Source organism: Streptomyces tailanensis, from assembly GCF_008386495.1.
GTDB lineage: Bacteria > Actinomycetota > Actinomycetes > Streptomycetales > Streptomycetaceae > Streptomyces > Streptomyces tailanensis.
The window spans coordinates 198,730-217,825 of sequence record NZ_VTHJ01000001.1; the positions used below are offsets into that span (position 1 = coordinate 198,730).

At 70.8% G+C, this 19,096-nt stretch carries 13 protein-coding genes; 7 read left to right on the forward strand and 6 right to left on the reverse strand.

From position 1 onward, the window contains the following. The first annotated feature begins 53 nt into the window (after window positions 1-53). From trpM to lgt, 5 genes are all read left to right on the forward strand, one after another. The gene (gene trpM, locus F3T56_RS49610; RefSeq protein WP_342786888.1) at window positions 54-257 is read left to right on the forward strand and encodes a tryptophan biosynthesis modulator TrpM; all 204 of its coding nucleotides are present in this window, start codon (window positions 54-56) and stop codon (window positions 255-257) included. A gap of 416 nt (window positions 258-673) precedes the next feature. Next, window positions 674-1,963: a tryptophan synthase subunit beta gene (trpB, locus tag F3T56_RS00910; protein ID WP_149822692.1), complete on the forward strand. Its 1,290-nt coding sequence runs from the start codon at window positions 674-676 to the stop codon at window positions 1,961-1,963. Continuing rightward, window positions 1,960-2,778, forward strand: coding sequence for a tryptophan synthase subunit alpha (trpA, locus tag F3T56_RS00915; RefSeq protein ID WP_149822693.1), 819 nt, complete (start codon window positions 1,960-1,962; stop codon window positions 2,776-2,778). The genes trpB and trpA overlap by 4 nt, the downstream gene beginning before the upstream one ends. A gap of 163 nt (window positions 2,779-2,941) precedes the next feature. Then, a complete protein-coding gene (locus F3T56_RS00920; protein WP_172638751.1) occupies window positions 2,942-3,715 on the forward strand; it encodes a DsbA family protein in 774 nt (257 codons plus the stop codon). Window positions 3,716-3,841: 126 nt separating this feature from the next. Next, a complete protein-coding gene (gene lgt / locus F3T56_RS00925) occupies window positions 3,842-4,813 on the forward strand; it encodes a prolipoprotein diacylglyceryl transferase (RefSeq protein ID WP_149822695.1) in 972 nt (323 codons plus the stop codon). A gap of 90 nt (window positions 4,814-4,903) precedes the next feature. Here lgt and F3T56_RS00930 read toward each other — a convergent pair whose 3' ends face one another. From F3T56_RS00930 to F3T56_RS00955, 6 genes are read right to left on the reverse strand one after another with little or no spacing between them, the layout of a single operon-like run. Then, the gene (locus F3T56_RS00930) at window positions 4,904-5,755 is read right to left on the reverse strand and encodes an HpcH/HpaI aldolase/citrate lyase family protein (protein ID WP_149822696.1); all 852 of its coding nucleotides are present in this window, start codon (window positions 5,753-5,755) and stop codon (window positions 4,904-4,906) included. Further along, window positions 5,752-6,957 (reverse strand): CaiB/BaiF CoA transferase family protein, encoded by a 1,206-nt coding sequence (locus F3T56_RS00935; RefSeq protein WP_149822697.1) that lies wholly within the window; start codon window positions 6,955-6,957, stop codon window positions 5,752-5,754. The genes F3T56_RS00930 and F3T56_RS00935 overlap by 4 nt, the downstream gene beginning before the upstream one ends. After that, window positions 6,945-8,450: an ADP-ribosylglycohydrolase family protein gene (locus F3T56_RS00940; RefSeq protein WP_149822698.1), complete on the reverse strand. Its 1,506-nt coding sequence runs from the start codon at window positions 8,448-8,450 to the stop codon at window positions 6,945-6,947. The genes F3T56_RS00935 and F3T56_RS00940 overlap by 13 nt, the downstream gene beginning before the upstream one ends. Then, window positions 8,447-9,661: an ADP-ribosylglycohydrolase family protein gene (locus F3T56_RS00945; RefSeq protein ID WP_246203311.1), complete on the reverse strand. Its 1,215-nt coding sequence runs from the start codon at window positions 9,659-9,661 to the stop codon at window positions 8,447-8,449. The genes F3T56_RS00940 and F3T56_RS00945 overlap by 4 nt, the downstream gene beginning before the upstream one ends. Window positions 9,662-9,668: 7 nt before the next feature. Then, the gene (locus tag F3T56_RS00950; RefSeq protein WP_149822699.1) at window positions 9,669-11,249 is read right to left on the reverse strand and encodes an ADP-ribosylglycohydrolase family protein; all 1,581 of its coding nucleotides are present in this window, start codon (window positions 11,247-11,249) and stop codon (window positions 9,669-9,671) included. Then, window positions 11,246-12,352 carry an ADP-ribosylglycohydrolase family protein gene (locus F3T56_RS00955; protein ID WP_149822700.1) on the reverse strand — a complete coding sequence of 369 codons (1,107 nt, stop codon included), beginning with the start codon at window positions 12,350-12,352 and terminating at the stop codon, window positions 11,246-11,248. The genes F3T56_RS00950 and F3T56_RS00955 overlap by 4 nt, the downstream gene beginning before the upstream one ends. A gap of 622 nt (window positions 12,353-12,974) precedes the next feature. Here F3T56_RS00955 and gltB point away from each other — a divergent pair. After that, on the forward strand, window positions 12,975-17,570 hold the full coding sequence (gene gltB, locus F3T56_RS00960) for a glutamate synthase large subunit (protein ID WP_149822701.1): 4,596 nt from the start codon (window positions 12,975-12,977) through the stop codon (window positions 17,568-17,570). After that, complete coding sequence (locus F3T56_RS00965; RefSeq protein ID WP_149822702.1) at window positions 17,563-19,023, forward strand: glutamate synthase subunit beta; 1,461 nt, start codon at window positions 17,563-17,565, stop codon at window positions 19,021-19,023. The genes gltB and F3T56_RS00965 overlap by 8 nt, the downstream gene beginning before the upstream one ends. Window positions 19,024-19,096: the final 73 nt, after the last annotated feature.

A 19,096-nucleotide genomic window follows, 5' to 3' on the forward strand; every position in this document is an offset into this window, starting at 1 on the left:
GGTCTGGGGTTATCACTCACACGGGTGATCCGGGGCCGGTAGGCTGTGCCCCGATGTTCTCGACGTTCTCGATCGCCATGACAACCAGGGACCCCTACGCCCGCCTCGCGCGCGGGTGCCGTCCCCGTGGCTGCCGGGCGCCCGCCCGCCGCGTCCACGGGCGCCGGGTCCGTTACGTCATCGGCGACGAGCCGGGCCAGGTGAACGGCATGCGATGGCCCCACCGGCGTACGCGCCGGTCCCCTGCGACCAGCTGAGCCGCGCCCACCTTTCGCTTCCGCACGCCGGGTGCGCTGTCCTCGTCGGCCCCCTCAGGTTCCTTCCGGCCGGTTCGGCACCGCCGGTCCACGCCGCCGTGGTTGCTCGCCGTTGCGGCGGGTGAGTTCCGGTGAGGAAGCCGTCGGCTGAGGCGACCCCGGCGGGCGAGGCGACTCCGTGGGCCTACGAGGCTCCACCGGCTGCTGTCGAGGACCGTCTCTCCCGGCCCGGCACCCTGATTGATGTAGGCCGGCCTCCGATCACTTGGGATCGGCCCCCGTGGAGGTCTGTTGTGCCACCTCTGTCGGCAGTCAGGGCGGGCGGTGGCGGCAGGCCCCGGGGGCAGCGCGCGTACGTGATTTCCGTGACCCATAGTCCGACCAACGACGGGGCTACGCCCCTGTGAGGTAACCGCATGTCCAGCGAGTTCTTCATTCCCGACCCGGAGGGTCAGGTTCCCAGCGCCGAGGGGTACTTCGGTGCGTTCGGCGGCAAGTTCATCCCGGAGGCGCTGGTCGCCGCCGTGGACGAGGTGGCCATGGAGTACGACAAGGCCAAGCACGACCCCGAGTTCGCGCGTGAGCTCGACGATCTGCTCGTGCACTACACCGGGCGGCCCAGCTCGCTCACCGAGGTGCCCCGGTTCGCCGAGCACGCCGGTGGCGCCCGGGTGTTCCTCAAGCGCGAGGACCTCAACCACACCGGATCACACAAGATCAACAACGTGCTCGGGCAGGCCCTGCTCACCAAGCGCATGGGCAAGACCCGGGTCATCGCCGAGACGGGCGCGGGGCAGCACGGCGTCGCCACCGCCACCGCCTGCGCGCTCTTCGGGCTCGACTGCACGATCTACATGGGTGAGATCGACACCCGGCGGCAGGCGCTCAACGTGGCCCGGATGCGCATGCTCGGGGCCGAGGTCATCGCCGTGAAGTCCGGCTCCCGGACCCTCAAGGACGCCATCAACGAGGCGTTCCGCGACTGGGTCGCCAATGTCGACCACACCCACTATCTCTTCGGGACGGTCGCGGGGCCCCACCCCTTCCCCGCCATGGTGCGTGACTTCCACCGGGTGATCGGTGTGGAGGCCCGGCGGCAGCTGCTGGAGCGCGCCGGGCGGCTTCCCGACGCCGCCATCGCCTGTGTGGGTGGTGGGTCCAACGCCATCGGGCTCTTCCACGCCTTCATCCCGGACACCGACGTACGCCTCATCGGCTGCGAGCCTGCCGGCCACGGTGTCGAGACCGGTGAGCACGCGGCGACCCTGACCGCCGGTGAACCGGGCATCCTGCACGGCTCGCGGTCGTACGTCCTGCAGGACGAGGAGGGGCAGATCACCGAGCCGTACTCGATCTCGGCGGGGCTCGACTACCCGGGCATCGGGCCCGAGCACTCCTACCTCAAGGACAGCGGCCGTGGCGAGTACCGCGCTGTCACTGACGACGCGGCCATGCAGGCGCTGCGCCTGCTGTCGCGCACCGAGGGCATCATCCCGGCGATCGAGAGCGCCCACGCGCTCGCCGGCGCCCTGGAGGTCGGCAAGGAGCTGGGCAAGGACGGGCTGATCGTCGTCAACCTGTCCGGGCGCGGCGACAAGGACATGGACACGGCCGCGCGCTACTTCGGCCTGTACGACACGGCCGCCGATGCCGAAATGGCCGCCGACGCGGCCGACATCGCCGAGATCGAGGGGGACGCCAAGTGAGCGGAAACATCCAGCTGTTGAGTGACACCCTCGCCGCCGCCAAGGCGGAGGGACGGTCCGCGCTCATCGCCTATCTGCCGGCCGGGTTCCCGACCGTCGACGGCGGCATCGCCGCCATCAAGGCGGCCTTCGAGGGCGGCGCGGACGTCGTCGAGGTCGGGCTGCCGCACAGCGACCCGGTCCTCGACGGGCCGGTCATCCAGACCGCCGACGACATCGCCCTGCGCGGCGGCGTCAAGATCGCGGATGTGATGCGTACGGTGCGGGAGGCCTTCGAGGCCACCGGGAAGCCCGTACTGGTCATGACGTACTGGAACCCGATCGACCGCTACGGCGTCGAGCGCTTCACCGCCGAGCTCGCCGAGGCGGGCGGTGCCGGGTGCATCCTGCCCGACCTCCCCGTCCAGGAGTCGGCGCTGTGGAGGGAGCACGCCGAGAAGCACGGGCTCGGCACGGTCTTCGTGGTCGCGCCCAGCAGCAAGGACGCCCGCCTCGCCGAGATCACCGCGGCGGGCAGCGGCTTCGTCTACGCCGCCTCGCTGATGGGCGTCACGGGTACGCGCGAGTCGGTGGGCGCGCAGGCCCAGGACCTGGTGCAGCGCACCCGGGCCACCGGCACCGACCTGCCCGTCTGCGTCGGACTCGGTGTCTCCAACGCAGCGCAGGCCGCCGAGGTCGCAGGCTTCGCCGACGGCGTGATCGTCGGGTCCGCGTTCGTGAAGCGGATGCTGGACGCGCCGGACGAGGCGGCCGGCCTGGACGCCGTACGGGAACTGGCGGGCGAGCTCGCGAAGGGCGTGCGCCAAGGCGTCTGAACGGGCGCGTGCCCCCGCGTGTGCCACGGCGTACGAGGGGGCGCGTGACGTTCGCCCGCTTGTCGTACGGGGTGGGTGGACGTAACGGGTCATCCGCTCACTCGAACGGGTGGAAGTGGGATCGGGGAGGCGCGGTGCGCCTCCCCGGTTCGTTCTGCGGGATGTGAGCGAGAAGAACCGTGAGGGAAAGCGCACAGCCCGTGAGCGGCTGGCAAAGGAGCGCGAGAAGCAGAAGGCCGCCGAGAAGCGCCGTCGGGCGTTGATCGTGGGCGCCTCGGTGGTGTGTGCCCTGGGGCTGGCCGCCGTGATCGGCGTCGCGGCGGCGAACGCGGGCAAGGACGACGCCGAAGCCTCGGGCCCGGTCGTCGCGCCCTCGGGGGCCAACGGCGAGGACGGACTCGCGATCCCCGTAGGGGACGCCGGCGCCAAGTCGACCCTCACGGTGTGGGAGGACTTCCGCTGCCCGGCGTGCAAGTCCTTCGAGGACGCCTACCGCTCGACGATCCACGAGCTGACCGAGGCCGGCCGGCTGAAGGTCGAGTACCACCTCGTCACCCTCATCGACGGCAACATGGGCGGCAGCGGCTCCCGCAAGGCCGCCAACGCCGCCGCGTGCGCGCAGAACGAGGGCAAGTTCGCCGCGTACCACGATGTGCTCTTCGAGAACCAGCCTGCTGAGACCAAAGACGAATTCGCCGGCGACAGCAAGCTCATCGACCTCGCGAAGAAGGTGGAGGGGCTGGACACCCCGGCCTTCCGCAGCTGCGTCGAGGACGGCAGGCACAACAGCTGGGTCGCGAAGTCGAACGAGGCCTTCCGGAAGGGCAAGTTCTCGGGCACGCCCAGCGTGTTCCTCAACGGCACCAACATCTACGCGGACCGGTCGATGACCCCCGCCAAGCTGAAGCAGATGGTGGAGGCGAAGGCCAAGGGATGAGGCCCCTGGGCAGGCTGTGTCGGGTGGGGCTCGTGTGTCGTCAAGGGCCGGGTGGTACGGCGTTATGGACCCGTTGCCGGGCTGCCTGCCGTCTGCCGGGCCCGGCAGGGTAGCGTCGACCCTGCCATGGAACTTGCCTACATTCCCAGCCCGTCGCGCGGGGTGCTGTACCTCGGACCCGTCCCGCTGCGCGGCTACGCTCTCTGCATCATCGTCGGTGTCTTCGTAGCGGTCTGGCTCGGCAACAAACGCTGGATCGCCCGAGGCGGGCGGGCCGGTACGGTCGCCGACATCGCGGTCTGGGCCGTGCCCTTCGGCCTCATCGGCGGGCGGCTCTACCACGTGATCACGGACTACGAGCTGTACTTCAGCGAGGGCCGTGACTGGGTGGACGCCTTCAAGGTGTGGGAGGGCGGGCTCGGAATCTGGGGTGCGATCGCCCTCGGTGCCGTGGGGGCGTGGATCGGGTGCCGCCGTCGTGGCATCCCGCTGCCCGCGTACGCCGATGCCGTCGCGCCCGGGATCGCGCTCGCGCAGGCGATCGGGCGGTGGGGCAACTGGTTCAACCAGGAGCTGTACGGGCGCCCGACGGACCTGCCGTGGGCCGTGGAGATCACGTCCTCCACGGACGGGCGGATGCCGGGGACGTACCACCCCACGTTCCTCTACGAGTCGCTGTGGTGCATCGGGGTCGCGGTGCTCGTGATCTGGGCCGACCGGCGGTTCAAGCTCGGGCACGGGCGGGCGTTCGCGTTGTACGTGGCCGCGTACTGTGCCGGGCGGTTCTGGATCGAGTACATGCGGGTCGACACGGCCCACGAGATTCTGGGGCTGCGGCTCAACAACTGGACCGCGCTGTTCGTGTTCCTCCTCGCTGTCGTCTTCCTCGTGGTGTCGGCCCGGAAGCGGCCGGGGCGGGAGGAAGTCGTGGAGCCGGGTGTCTCCGACGGTGACGGGGACGAGGGCTCCGCTTCCGTGGACCTTGAGAAGGACAGGGACTCGGGGTCTGCGGAGCCCTCGGGGAAGTCGGAGGAGAAGGACGACACCGAGGCCAAGGCCGACGACGAGGATCGGGCTGAGTCCGTCGAGAAGAGCTGAGGTTTCGCACGGGTTGCTGTGATCCGCCGCTCCGCGGCGGATGTTCCCCACCCACCCGCCTGAAAGGGCGGGTGGGTTTTTGGGTTGCGGTCATTGTTTGGTGTGGCGGTTGGCCAAGGAGAGGGTTCTGTGGGCGCCCTCCACTACGGCTGGGTCGATGAAGCGGCCGTTGGGGAGGGCTTGGGCGCCGGAGGTGGTGGAGGCAGCTTCGAGGATTTGTTCGGCTGACTCGATCTCCTGCTGGGTGGGGGCGTAGGCCTGTTCGATGACGGGGAGTTGGCGGGGGTGGATGGCCGCGCGGCCGAGGAAGCCCAGGGCGCGGCCGTGGGCGCAGGAATGGGTGAGGCCGGCCAGGTCTCTGGTGTCGGGGTAGATCGACTGGGCGGGGGCGGGGAGGCCGGCGGCGCGGGCGGCGACGATCACTCGGGAGCGGGGCCAGTCCAGGGCGGTGTCGTGGTGTACGCCCAGGTCGGCGCGGAGGTCGGCCTCGCCCAGGGCCAGGCCGCGGACGGCGGGGTGGGCGGAGGCGATGTCGTAGGCGCGTTCGACGCCCAGGGCCGACTCGACGAGGGCGTACAGGGGGACGGCGCCGCCGTCGGCGGGGGCGGTCCGTTCCGCGATCCGTACGACGTCGGCGGGGGACGTGACCTTGGGCAGACGGAGGGCGGAGAGGCCCGGGAGTGGGGTGAGGGCCTTGAGGTCCGCTGCCGAGCGGGCCGTGTGCAGAGGGTTGACGCGTACGTGGACCGGGACCGGCGGGGCCTCCGAGAGGAGTTCGGCGGTGGCCGAGCGGGCGTACTCCTTGCGGTCGGGGGCGACGGCGTCCTCCAGGTCGACGATCACCACGTCCGCGCCGGAAGCCAGGGCCTTGGCCACGACATCCGGGCGGTCTCCGGGGGCGTAGAGCCAGGTCAGGGGGAAGGCCGTGGTCCGAGGGATCACAGGGCGCCTTCCTCGCGGAGCGTCGCGATGTCCGTTTCCGTCAGGCCCAGTTCGGTCAGGATCGCTTTCGTGTCGGCGCCGTGCGGGCGGCCCGCCCAGCGGATGGCGCCGGGGGTGGCGGAGAGGCGGAAGAGGACGTTCTGCATCCGCAACGGGCCGAGGTCGGGATCGTCGATGGTGGTGATGGTGTCCAGGGCCCGGTACTGACGGTCCGCCATCACGTCCCGTACGTCCTGGATGGGGGCGACCGCCGCCTCAGCCTTCTCGAACGCGTCGATGACCTTCTCGCGGGTGTGACGGGCGATCCACACGCCGACCGCGTCGTCGAGGACGTCGGCGTGGCGGGCACGGTCGGCGCCCGAGCCGAACCAGGGCTCGTCGATCAGCTCGGGGCGGCCGACCAGGCGCATCACGCGCTCGGCGACCGACTGGGCCGAGGTGGAGACCGCGACCCAGGAGCCGTCCGCCGTGCGGTAGGTGTTGCGGGGGGCGTTGTTGGCGGAACGGTTGCCGGTACGCGGCTGGACGTGGCCGAGTTGGTCGTACCAGAGGGGTTGCGGACCGAGGACCGTGAGGATCGGCTCGATGATCGCCATGTCCACGACCTGGCCCTCGCCCGTGCGGTCGCAGGCGGCCAGAGCCGTCATCACCGCGTACGCCGTCGCCAGGCCCGCGATGGAGTCGGCGAGGCCGAAGGGCGGGAGCACGGGTGGGGCGTCGGGTTCGCCGGTGATCGCGGCGAAGCCGCTCATCGCCTCGGCGAGGGTGCCGAAGCCGGGGCGATGCGCGTACGGGCCGAACTGGCCGAAGCCGGTGACGCGGGCGAGGACCAGGCGGGGGTTCGCGGCGGAGAGTTCCTTCCAGCCAAGGCCCCATTTCTCCAGGGTGCCGGGGCGGAAGTTCTCGATGATCACGTCGCTGGTCGCGGCGAGGCGGAGGAGCGTGTCGCGGCCGCCGGGCTTGGAGAGGTTCAGCGTCAGGGTGCGTTTGTTGCGGCCGAGGAGTTTCCACCACAGGCCCACGCCGTCCTTCGAGGGGCCGTGGCCTCGGGACGGGTCCGGTTTGGTGGGGTGCTCGATCTTGATGACCTCCGCGCCGAAGTCACCGAGCATCGTGGCGGCGAGGGGGCCGGCGAAGAGGGTGGCGAGGTCGAGGACGCGGAGGTGGGTCAGGGGGGCGGACGTCTCGTTCACTGCGGGCATGGAAGAGCGGTCTCCCGGAGGGTGAGCTGGGCCAGGGCATCGAAGCCGATGCCGTTGAAGTCGGCGATGGAGGTGGCCAGGCGGTTCTTGAGGGGGGTCGTCCAGCGGTCCGGGAGCGCTTTCGGGGAGCCGGCGAGCAGGCCCGCGATGCTGCCCGCCGTCGCGCCGTTGGAGTCCGTGTCCCAACCGCCCGACACCGCACGGCAGATGGAGGCCGTGAAGTCGCCGTCCGCGTGAGTGAGGGCGGCGGTGAGCAGGGCCGTGTTGGGGATGGCGTGGACCCAGTGGTGGTCGGCGTAGGTGGTGTGGAGTGCGTCGGCGATCGTGTCGAAGTCGGCGTGGTCCTCGGTGAGTTGGAGGGCGTGCTCGATCGCTCCGGCCAGGCGGCAGCGTGGGGGGACGACGGTCAGTCCCGTGCGCAGGCAGTGGTGGATGTCGTGGGTGCCGGTCGCCGCCTCGGCGATGGTGGCCGCGATGAACATCGCCGCGTAGACGCCGTTCGCCGTGTGGGTGAGCGTGGCGTCGCGGTGGGCCTGTTCCGCTGCGGCGGCCGGGTTGCCCGGGTTGGTCCAGCCGTGGACGTCCGCGCGGATGAGGGCGCCGATCCATTCGCGGAAGGGGTTGCGGTGGCGGGCGGTGCGGGGTGGGTCGATGCCGGTGAGGAGGTTGCGGTAGGCGATGCGTTCGGCGGTGAAGGTGCGGCCTGCGGGGAGCTCGTCGAGCCAGAGGCGGGCCACGTCGGTGGTGGTGAAGCCGGGGCCGTGGCGCCTGAGGAGGAGCAGGTTGAGGAGGGGGTAGTTGAGGTCGTCGTCCTCGGGCATGCCGTCGATGTTCTCGGCGAGGGAGGTGGGGGCCGAGCGGCGGTTCCAGGGGTGGGCTTGGAGAAGGTCGGTGGGGACGCCTCTGGCGGTGAAGTAGGTGTTCAGAGGCCAGTTGCCGGTGACTTTTGCGAGTTGGCGGATGGCGGGGAGGGGGAGTTTTTCCACGGGTTTGCCCAGGAGGCAGCCGGTGGCTCTGCCCAGCCAGGCGGCTTCCAGGCGGGGGAGGTACTGGGGTGCGGCCGTGTGCTCGGCGCTTACCGGCGCTGACAGGGTGCCGCCTGCGCCCACCCTCCCCCACTCTCGGCTGCGCTCGAGCGGGGGGACCCCCATGAGCGGGGGGACCTCCATCGCCCCAGCGGCAGGATTGCCCGCAGGGTGGTGGGACGGCCACGATGGACACAGGGCCTTGATCTTGCTCAGCTCCGTCGGCTCGTTGTCCGCCAAGTTGCTCGGTAGGTCTGCCAGTTCGTCCAGCAAGTCCTCGGCCAGCAGGCGCAGGTAGCGGGAGGCCGGTTGGGGTGAGGCTCCTGCGCGCGAGGGGGCTGCCGGGCCGCCGGCCGCGTGCCAGCGGGCTGTGATGGCTGAGGGTTCGCGGCCGTCCTGGGTGGCCTGGTGGAGTTCGTGGGCGAGGAGGTCCTCCGGTTGGACCCAGGTGAGGCGGAGGGGGGTCACCGGGGGGCCGCCAGGGTGGTGAAGGCGGCCTCGTGGGCGCGGCGGCGGCGTACGTCCTGGTCGTGGATCGCGCGGGTGACCTCCGCCAGTGTCGCGGCGGGGGCGTGCAGGTCCAGGCGGCTTGCCTCCGCCACCGTCTTTGCCCAGTCCGGTGGGATCTCGGAGCCCAGCGCTCCCGCCAGGGCGCCCGACATCGTGGCGGTCGAGTCGCAGTCGCGGCCGTAGTTCACCGAGCCCAGGACCGCGTGGCGGTAGTCGCCGCGGGACACCAGCAACATGCCGAGGGCGATGGGGAGTTCCTCGATCGCGTGGAGGCGGGAGGGGCGGCGGGCGCCGAGGGAGGGGGAACGGTAGTCGGGGCCGACCGTGTCGAAGGGCGTCACCGCGTCGCGGAGGGGGCGTAGGGCCGACTCGAAGTCCGTGTACCGGGCCGCCACTTCGCACACCGACTCGATCGCCGCCTGCGTGCCGTCCTTCGCCAGGGACAGACAGGTCTCGATCACCGACTCCGCCGTCGCGCCTGGTGTGCACGCGGCCGCCACCGCCGCCGCGAACACGCCCGCCGCCTCCCTGCCGTACGACGACTGGTGGGCGCCCGCGGTGTCGAGGGCCTCGGCGTACGCGCCCCTCGGGTCGGCCGCGTTGACCAGGCCGACCGGGGCCATGTACATCGCGGCGCCGCAGTTGACGATGTTTCCGACGCCGGCCTCGCGGGGGTCGTTGTGGCCGTAGTGGAGGCGGGCGACCAGCCACTTCTCCGCGAGGAAGACGCGGTGCAGGGGGAGGGCCTCCGCCTCCAGCTCCGGGATCCAGCGCGGGGTGGTCATCATGTCGGGCACCAGGTGCTCGGCGACGGCGTACGCGTCCAGGTGGTCGCGGACCTTCGCGTAGACCCGTACCAGCGCGTGGGTCATCAAGGTGTCGTCGGTGACGTGGCCGTCGCCCTTGTGGTAAGGGGCGATGGGGCGGGCGGTGCGCCAGTCGTCGCCGTTCCAGGGGCCGACGATGCCGTGGACGCGGCCGCCGTGGCGTTCGGTGATCTGGTCGGGGGAGTAGCCCTCGACCGGGCCGCCGAGGGCGTCGCCGACGGCGGCGCCGACCAGGGCGCCGGTGATGCGGTCTTCGAGCGTCGCGGTGATGGTTACTTCGGTGGCTGCTTCGGCTGTTGGGTCGGTGGTTGCTTCCGGATTGGGGGCCATTGGGGGCGTCATGCCCGAATCATCCTCCGGGGGCGGCGAGTTCCGTGGCTGCGAGAAGTTCGGCGAGGTGTACGAGATCCGTACCGGTGAGGCGGGGGAGGGCGCAGCCGGAGAGGGTGCGGCAGGCGTCCCGCCAGGCGTCGGGGATGGCGGTGCCGCCGCTGAGTGCGCCGGTCAGGGCGCCGGCGAGGGCGGGGGCGGAGTCGGCGACCCGGGAGAGGCAGGCGGCGGCGGGGACCGCCTCGTCGATCCGGCCGTGTGCGGCGGTGGCGAGGGCGAGGGCGACGGGGACGGTCTCGGCGGCGGCGATGCCGTAGCTGTAGACGTGGTCGACGATCTGGTGCTCCAGGAGCGGGACCAGAGCGAATGTTCCTTCTCTTTTGTGGTGTTGGGCGAGGAGCAGGGCGTGGCGGGCGTTGCGGCCGATCTCCGTTTCCGCCGGTAGTTCAGCGAGGGCGGCGGTCGCGCAGTCGTCCACGTCCGCGCCGACGAGGGCGAGCGCCACGGCGGCGGCCATGGCGCGGGCGCCGTGCACGCCGTCGCCGTCCTGGGTGTAGCGGGCGTCGAACTCGGCGAGGTCGGCGGCGAGTTGGGGGTTACCCGGGTGGGCGACCGCCAGGACGCAGGCGCGTACGCAGGCCGCGTCGTCGAAGTAGTGCGGGTTGTCGTGGCCGGTGGCGGGTGGACGGAGGCCGGTGGCGAGGTTGCCGAGGCCTGCGCGTACGGAGATGCGGGCACGTAGGGGGAGTACGGCGGACTCGACCTCGGGGGCGCGTTCGGCGGCCGCGGCGATTTCGCTGGCCACGGTGTTCCAGGAGAGGTCGATGGAGGCGCGGGTACGGCGTTCCAGGCTGAGGTCGCCGAGGGCGGCCGCGTCGCCGGCGCGGAGGAGGGCCTCCGCGGCGAAGGCCGCCCATTCCGCGTCGTCGGAGGGGCCGAGGCGTAGGGGTTCCGGGGGTTGGTTGAGTGCGATCGGGACGGGGAGGGTGGTCGTCGCGTTCTGCTCGGCGAAGGTGTCCAGTTCGCGGGTGAGTCGGCGGGTCCACTCCGGCATGCGGGCGGCGCGGTGCCGTGCGGCGGGCCAGCCGGCGGCGTCGCCTGCGGCCAGGCCGAGGAGGAGGCCTTCGATACGGCGGGGGTGCGGGCGGCGCCTCTCGGCCTCGGCTTCGCCTTCGGCCCTCGTTTTCCCATTCCCACCCGCACCACTCGTGCGACTTTCGTCGTCGAGTGCGGGTGCCCCCTGCGGGGCGCCCCCACCGTCGGCGGCCGCGGGTTCGATCGGCTTCGCCGTGACCGTGAGTTCCCTTGCGGCGGGCGTTGCTCTGCCCCGCGAGGTCGACGGTGCGACGGCCGTCGCTTCGCCCCATGGGGCGGGCGGCGCGACGGGTGTCGTCTCGCCCCATGGGGCGGGCGGTGAGCCATGTGCCGCCTCTTTCCCCGGCGCGGGCGTTGGGGCAGGCGTCGCCCCGTCCCACGTGGTGGACGTTGTGGCAAGCGTGGTCTCATCCCCCGGCGCGGGCGTCGCGACAGACGTCGCCCCCTCACCCGGCACAGGCATTGCCGCAGGCGTCGTTTCCTCCCAAGGGGCGGGTGGTGTCATGACGGGGTCTCCGTGGGGTTGTCCGGGGCCGGGGCGTAGGTGGTGGGGGGCGGGGGTGGCCAGGTGTCGTGGTGTTGGGACTGCGTGGTTGTGGTCCACTTGCCGCCCTCGCTCGGGACCAGTAGTTCCGCTACGTCCAGGACGTGGTGGCCGGCCATCGAGGGGAGGCAGCTGCCTCGGGCGGGGCCGATGGCCGCGGCCCAGGCGGGAGGGATGGCCGAGGTTCCCCGGGTCGCTCCGGCCAGCGCGCCCGCCACCGCCGCCGTCGTGTCGGCGTCGCGGCCCATGTTGACCGCGGTGAGGACGGACTCGGAGAAGTCGCCGTCGGCTGCCGCGTAGGCGCCGAAGGCGAGGGCGACGGCTTCGGGGGCCAGGTCGGTCCAGGGGTAGCCGCCGATGACGACCGCGGAGCGGACCGCTCGTTCGCCGCGGTGGGCGCCGGCGACCGCGCGGCGCAGGGAACGGGCGGTCCAGGAGTCGTCGGGGATCACGGCGAGGGCGGAGGCCACGACGGCGATCGTGGGGGCGCCCGCCATCGCCGCCGCCACGCCCGCGGCGACCGCCTGGCCGCCGTAGATGCCCTCGCCCTCGTGGCTGACCGAGCCGTCGATGGCGACCAGGCGGGCGGCCTCCGCCGGGCGGCCCGCCGCGAAGACGCCGAAGGGGGCCGCGCGCATCGCCAGGCCGTCGCTCCAGGCGTGCCGGTGCTGGGCGGAGATCGGTGCGGCCAGGCCCCGGCGGAGGTTCTCCAGAGTGCCGCGTTCGCTGAAGCCGGCGCCCCGGAACGGCCCCTCGTCCTGGTCCGCGATCCACTGGTGCCAGGCCGTCTCCACATGCGTGACGGTGAGCGCCGAGCCGTGCCGGGCCAGCAGCAGCCCGGAGAAGATGGCGTACTCGGTGTCGTCCGTGCCCGAGGGGCTCTCCGCCACGTACCCGGTGATACGGCCCCAGCGTGCGCGGATCTCGGAGGGCTTCATGTTCTCCGCGGGTGCCCCCAGCGCGTCCCCGATGGCGAGCCCGAGCATGGCGCCGCGCGCCCGGTCGCGCAGATCGGTGGCGTCCCCGGGTGCCGGGACCGAAGGAACGCAGGCGATGGAAGGCATACGGTCGCCTCTCTGGCCCTGTGGGCAGTTGATCCGCTCTGAAGATTTCTGGATCTCTCTTGCAGATCTCTGCCACATCGAGGGCCTCACCGGCGCCCGGAACGCGCTCGTATCACCCGGTCGACATCTGTGCGGGCCCATGTACGAATGAGCGGCAACGATTCCTCGAACAGGTCGGCGCGATGGACGGGCTTGTGTGTGACGTACGCCCTGGGCAGCCTGTTCTGAGCCGCCGTACGATGGATCGGATGGCTACGTATGCGATGGGCCGCATAAGTAGCCGTTACCAGGCGGTTTCGAATGCTTAACCGCTGGGCATGAGCCGTAAGCGCCGCGGGCAACGACGCCTGCTCCGCAACCTCCGGTAGTACCTCCAGTAGTGGGCGGCACCGCCCCCTGCGCCGAGCCGATGGACATCGATCTGTCCGGTTGGCTCCCCTTATCCCGCCGCCGTGCGCAGCACCCGCTCCGCGCTCGCGGCGTCCCGCATGTTGAAACGAAGTATCCAGTTCCCGAGAACCGTTTCATCATGTAACCTGCACGAAATTTTGCACTCCGCGCAGAGGGCCAACGTCGTCCCTCGGCACTTGCACATGCCAGATAGACGACGACGGGAGAGCCGATGCGTACGCCGCGCCAGCCGTCCCAGCACTCCGAGAATGGCCAGAAGTGGTCGTTCATGGATGCTCGCCCTGCTGCGCAGGGTATGTACGACCCCCGCAACGAGCACGACGCCTGTGGCGTCGGCTTTGTGGCCACCCTCACCGGCGAGGCGAGCCATGCGCTGGTCGAGCAGGCGCTCACGGTTCTGCGCAACCTGGAGCACCGAGGGGCGACCGGTTCGGAACCCGATTCGGGGGACGGCGCCGGCATTCTCTCGCAGGTCCCGGACACGTTCTTCCGTGAGGTGGCCGGATTCGAGCTGCCCGAGGCCGGCTCGTACGCCGTCGGTATCGCCTTCCTGCCCGAGGAGGGCGCGGACGACGCCGCCGCCCGTATCGAGGCCATCGCCGCCGAGGAGGGCCTCACCGTCCTCGGCTGGCGCGAGGTGCCCGTCGCCCCCGAACTGCTCGGCGCCACGGCCCGCTCGACGATGCCCTCCTTCCGCCAGGTCTTCGTCACCGACGGCACCTCGAAGGACATCGACCTCGACCGCAAGAGCTTCGTGCTGCGCAAGCGCGCCGAGCGCGAGGTCGACGTCTACTTCCCCTCGCTGTCCGCGCGGACCATCGTCTACAAGGGCATGCTGACCACCGGCCAGCTGGAGCCCTTCTTCCCGGACCTGTCCGACCGCCGCTTCGCCTCGGCCATCGCGCTCGTCCACTCGCGCTTCTCCACGAACACCTTCCCGTCGTGGCCGCTCGCCCACCCGTACCGCTTCGTCGCGCACAACGGCGAGATCAACACCGTCATGGGCAACCGCAACTGGATGCGCGCCCGTGAGTCGCAGCTGGTGTCCGACCTGTTCGGCCCGGCGGAGAAGCTGGAGCGGATCTTCCCGATCTGTACGCCGGACGCCTCCGACTCTGCCTCGTTCGACGAGGTCCTGGAGCTCCTCCACCTCGGCGGCCGTTCGCTTCCGCACTCCGTGCTGATGATGATCCCGGAGGCGTGGGAGAACCACGACTCCATGGAACCGGCCCGGCGCGCCTTCTACCAGTACCACTCCACGATGATGGAGCCCTGGGACGGCCCGGCCTGTGTCACCTTCACCGACGGCAAGCAGGTCGGTGCCGTTCTCGACCGCAACGGCCTTCGCCCCGGCCGCTACTGGGTCACCGACGACGGCCTCGTCGTCCTCGGCTCCGAGGTCGGCGTCCTCGACATCGAGCCCTCCAAGGTCGTCCGCAAGGGCCGCCTGCAGCCCGGCAAGATGTTCCTCGTCGACACCGTCGAGCACCGCATCATCGAGGACGACGAGATCAAGGCACAGCTCGCCGCGGAGAACCCGTACGCGGAGTGGCTGGAGGCCGGCGAGATCGAGCTCTCCGACCTGCCCGAGCGCGAGCACATCGTGCACACCCACGCCTCGGTCACCCGCCGCCAGCAGACCTTCGGTTACACCGAGGAGGAACTGCGCGTCATCCTCGCGCCCATGGCCAAGGCCAGTGCCGAGCCGATCGGCTCCATGGGTACGGACTCGCCGATCGCCGCGCTGTCCTCGCGCCCGCGTCTGCTGTTCGACTACTTCACCCAGTTGTTCGCGCAGGTCACCAACCCGCCGCTGGACGCGATCCGCGAAGAGCTGGTCACTTCTCTGCGCTCCTCGCTGGGCCCCGAGGGCAACATCCTGGAGCCGACCGCCGCGTCGTGCCGCAGCGTCACCCTGCCCTTCCCGGTGATCGACAACGACGAGCTGGCCAAGCTCATCCACATCAACGCCGACGGCGACATGCCCGGCATGACGGCCGCGACCCTCTCCGGCCTGTACCGGGTCTCCGGCGGCGGCGACGCCCTCGCCGCGCGCATCGAGGAGATCTGCGCCGAGGTCGACAACGCCATCGACAACGGCGCCCGCCTGGTCGTCCTGTCGGACCGCCACTCGGACGCCGAGCACGCGCCGATCCCGTCGCTGCTGCTCACCGCGGCCGTCCACCACCACCTCATCCGCACCAAGCAGCGCACCCAGGTGGGCCTGCTGGTCGAGGCCGGTGACGTCCGCGAGGTCCACCACGTCGCCCTGCTCATCGGCTACGGCGCCGCGGCGGTCAACCCGTACCTGGCGATGGAGTCCGTCGAGGACCTCGTCCGCGCCGGAACGTTCCTCTCCGACATCGAGGCCGAGCAGGCCCTCCGCAACCTGATCTACGCCCTCGGCAAGGGCGTCCTCAAGGTCATGTCCAAGATGGGCATCTCCACGGTCGCCTCCTACCGCGGCGCCCAGGTCTTCGAGGCCGTCGGCCTGGCCGACGACTTCGTCGAGAAGTACTTCAACGGCACCGCCACCAAGATCGGCGGCGTCGGCATCGACGTCATCGCCAAGGAGGTCGCCGCCCGCCACGCCAAGGCCTACCCGGCGTCCGGCATCGCGCCGGCCCACCGCGCCCTGGAGATAGGCGGCGAGTACCAGTGGCGCCGCGAGGGCGAGCCGCACCTGTTCGACCCGGAGACGGTCTTCCGCCTCCAGCACTCGACCCGCACCAAGCGCTACGACATCTTCAAGAAGTACACGGACCGCGTGAACGAGCAGTCCGAGCGCCTGATGACGCTGCGCGGCCTGTTCGGCTTCAAGTCGGACCGGCGGCCGATCTCCATCGACGAGGTCGAGCCGGTCTCCGAGATCGTCAAGCGGTTCTCGACCGGCGCCATGTCGTACGGCTCGATCTCCCGCGAGGCGCACGAGACGCTCGCCATCGCCATGAACCAGCTGGGCGGCAAGTCCAACACCGGTGAGGGCGGCGAGGACCCGGACCGTCTGTACGACCCGGCGCGCCGGTCCAGCATCAAGCAGGTCGCCTCCGGCCGCTTCGGTGTGACGAGCGAGTACCTGGTCAACGCGGACGACATCCAGATCAAGATGGCCCAGGGCGCCAAGCCCGGTGAGGGCGGTCAGCTGCCCGGCCACAAGGTGTACCCGTGGGTCGCGAAGACGCGTCACTCGACGCCGGGCGTGGGTCTCATCTCCCCGCCGCCGCACCACGACATCTACTCGATCGAGGACCTGGCCCAGCTGATCCACGACCTGAAGAACGCGAACCCGCAGGCGCGGATTCACGTCAAGCTGGTCTCCGAGGTCGGCGTCGGCACGGTCGCGGCGGGTGTGTCGAAGGCGCACGCGGACGTCGTCCTCATCTCCGGCCACGACGGTGGTACCGGTGCTTCGCCGCTGACGTCGCTGAAGCACGCCGGCGGTCCCTGGGAGCTCGGCCTCGCCGAGACCCAGCAGACCTTGCTTTTGAATGGTCTGCGCGACCGCATCGTCGTCCAGACCGACGGCCAGCTGAAGACCGGCCGTGACGTGGTCATCGCCGCCCTGCTCGGCGCCGAGGAGTTCGGCTTCGCGACCGCGCCGCTGGTCGTCTCCGGCTGCGTCATGATGCGCGTCTGCCACCTGGACACCTGCCCGGTCGGCATCGCCACGCAGAACCCGACGCTCCGCGACCGGTTCTCCGGCAAGGCCGAGTACGTCGTGAACTACTTCCAGTTCATCGCCGAAGAGGTCCGCGAACTCCTCGCCGAGCTGGGCTTCCGCTCCATCGAGGAGGCCGTCGGCCACGCCGAGGCGCTCGACGTGACCCGCGCGGTCGACCACTGGAAGGCGCAGGGCCTGGACCTGGAGCCGCTGTTCCACGTGCCCGAGCTGCCCGAGGGCGCGGTGCGCCACCAGCTGATCGAGCAGGACCACGGCCTGGAGAAGGCGCTTGACAACGAGCTGATCAAGCTCGCCGCCGACGCCCTGGCCGCGAACGACGCCACCGACGCCCAGCCGGTCCGCGCCCAGGTCAAGGTCCGCAACATCAACCGCACCGTCGGCACGATGCTCGGCCACGAGGTGACGAAGAAGTTCGGCGGGGCCGGTCTGCCCGACGACACCATCGACATCACGTTCACCGGCTCGGCGGGCCAGTCCTTCGGCGCCTTCCTCCCGCGCGGTGTCACGCTGCGCCTGGAGGGCGACGCCAACGACTACGTCGGCAAGGGGCTCTCCGGCGGCCGTGTGGTCGTCCGTCCCGATCGGGGCGCCGACCACCTCGCCGAGTTCTCCACAATCGCGGGCAACACCATCGCCTACGGCGCGACCGGCGGCGAGCTGTTCCTCCGGGGTCGTACGGGCGAGCGGTTCTGTGTCCGTAACTCCGGCGCGACGGTGGTGTCCGAGGGCGTGGGCGACCACGGCTGCGAGTACATGACCGGCGGCCACGCGGTCGTCCTCGGCGAGACGGGCCGTAACTTCGCGGCCGGTATGTCCGGCGGCATCGCGTACGTCATCGACCTCAACCGCGACAACGTCAACGTCGGCAACGTGGGCGCCGTCGAGGCCCTCTCCGACGACGACAAGCAGTGGCTGCACGACGTGGTGCGCCGCCACGCGGAGGAGACCGGTTCGACGGTCGCCGAGAAGCTGCTCGCCGAGTGGCCCGTGGCCGTGGAGCGCTTCAGCAAGATCATCCCCAGCACGTACAAGGCAGTGCTCGCCGCCAAGGACGCCGCCGAGCGAGCCGGTCTCTCCGAGACCGAGATCACCGAGAAGATGATGGAGGCGGCGACCAATGGCTGATCCCAAGGGCTTTCTCAACCACGGCCGTGAGGTCGCCAAGTCCCGCCCCGTCGACGTACGGCTGAAGGACTGGAACGAGGTCTACGTCGCCGGCTCCCTGCTGCCGATCATCAGCAAGCAGGCGTCGCGCTGCATGGACTGCGGTATCCCGTTCTGCCACAACGGCTGTCCGCTCGGGAACCTCATCCCCGAGTGGAACGACTACGCCTACCGCGAGGACTGGGCGGCCGCGTCGGAGCGCCTGCACGCCACGAACAACTTCCCGGAGTTCACGGGCCGCCTGTGCCCGGCCCCGTGCGAGTCGGCGTGCGTGCTCGGCATCAACCAGCCGGCCGTGACCATCAAGAACGTCGAGGTCTCGATCATCGACAAGGCGTGGGACAGCGGTGATGTCGCGCCGCAGATCCCGGAGCGCCTGTCCGGCAAGACGGTCGCGGTCATCGGCTCGGGCCCGGCGGGCCTGGCGGCCGCCCAGCAGCTGACGCGGGCCGGCCACACGGTCGCCGTGTACGAGCGCGCCGACCGTGTCGGCGGTCTGCTCCGCTACGGCATCCCCGAGTTCAAGATGGAGAAGCGGCACATCAACCGCCGTATCGAGCAGATGCGCGCGGAGGGTACCCGCTTCCGTACGGGCATCGAGATCGGCCGCGACCTCAAGGCGACGGACCTGAAGAAGCGGTACGACGCCGTCGTCATCGCGGCGGGCGCCACCACCGCCCGCGACCTCCCGGTCCCCGGCCGCGAACTCTCCGGCATCTACCAGGCCATGGAGTACCTGCCCCTGGCCAACAAGGTCCAGGAGGGCGACTACGTCACCTCCCCGATCTCGGCCGAGGGCAAGCACGTCGTGGTCATCGGTGGCGGTGACACCGGCGCCGACTGCGTGGGCACGGCTCATCGCCAGGGCGCGGCCTCCGTCACGCAGCTGGAGATCATGCCCAGGCCGGGCGAGGACCGTGCCCCGCACCAGCCGTGGCCGACCTTCCCGATGCTCTACAAGGTCACCTCGGCCCACGAGGAGGGCGGCGAGCGGGTCTACTCCGTCTCCACCACCCACTTCGAGGGCGACGAGGACGGCAACGTCCAGTGGCTGCACCTCGTCGAGGTCGAGTTCATCGACGGCAAGCTGACCCAGAAGCCGGGCACGGAGCGCAAGATCCCCGCCCAGCTGGTCACTCTCGCCATGGGCTTCACCGGCACCGACCGTGAGAACGGCATGGTCGAGCAGTTCGGCCTGGAGCTCGACGAGCGCGGCAACATCGCCCGCGACGCCGACTTCCAGACGAACGTGCCGGGTGTCTTCGTGGCCGGTGACGCGGGTCGTGGTCAGTCGCTGATCGTGTGGGCGATCGCCGAGGGCCGCTCGGCGGCGCGCGGTTGCGACCGCTTCCTCACGGGAGCGAGCGACCTGCCTGCGCCGATCCGGCCTACGGACCGCTCGCTGATGGTCTGATCCACCGGATCAACAGACGTCCCGTACAAAGGCGTACGGAACACAGACGGCGCCTGCCCGCCAGTCCCCGACC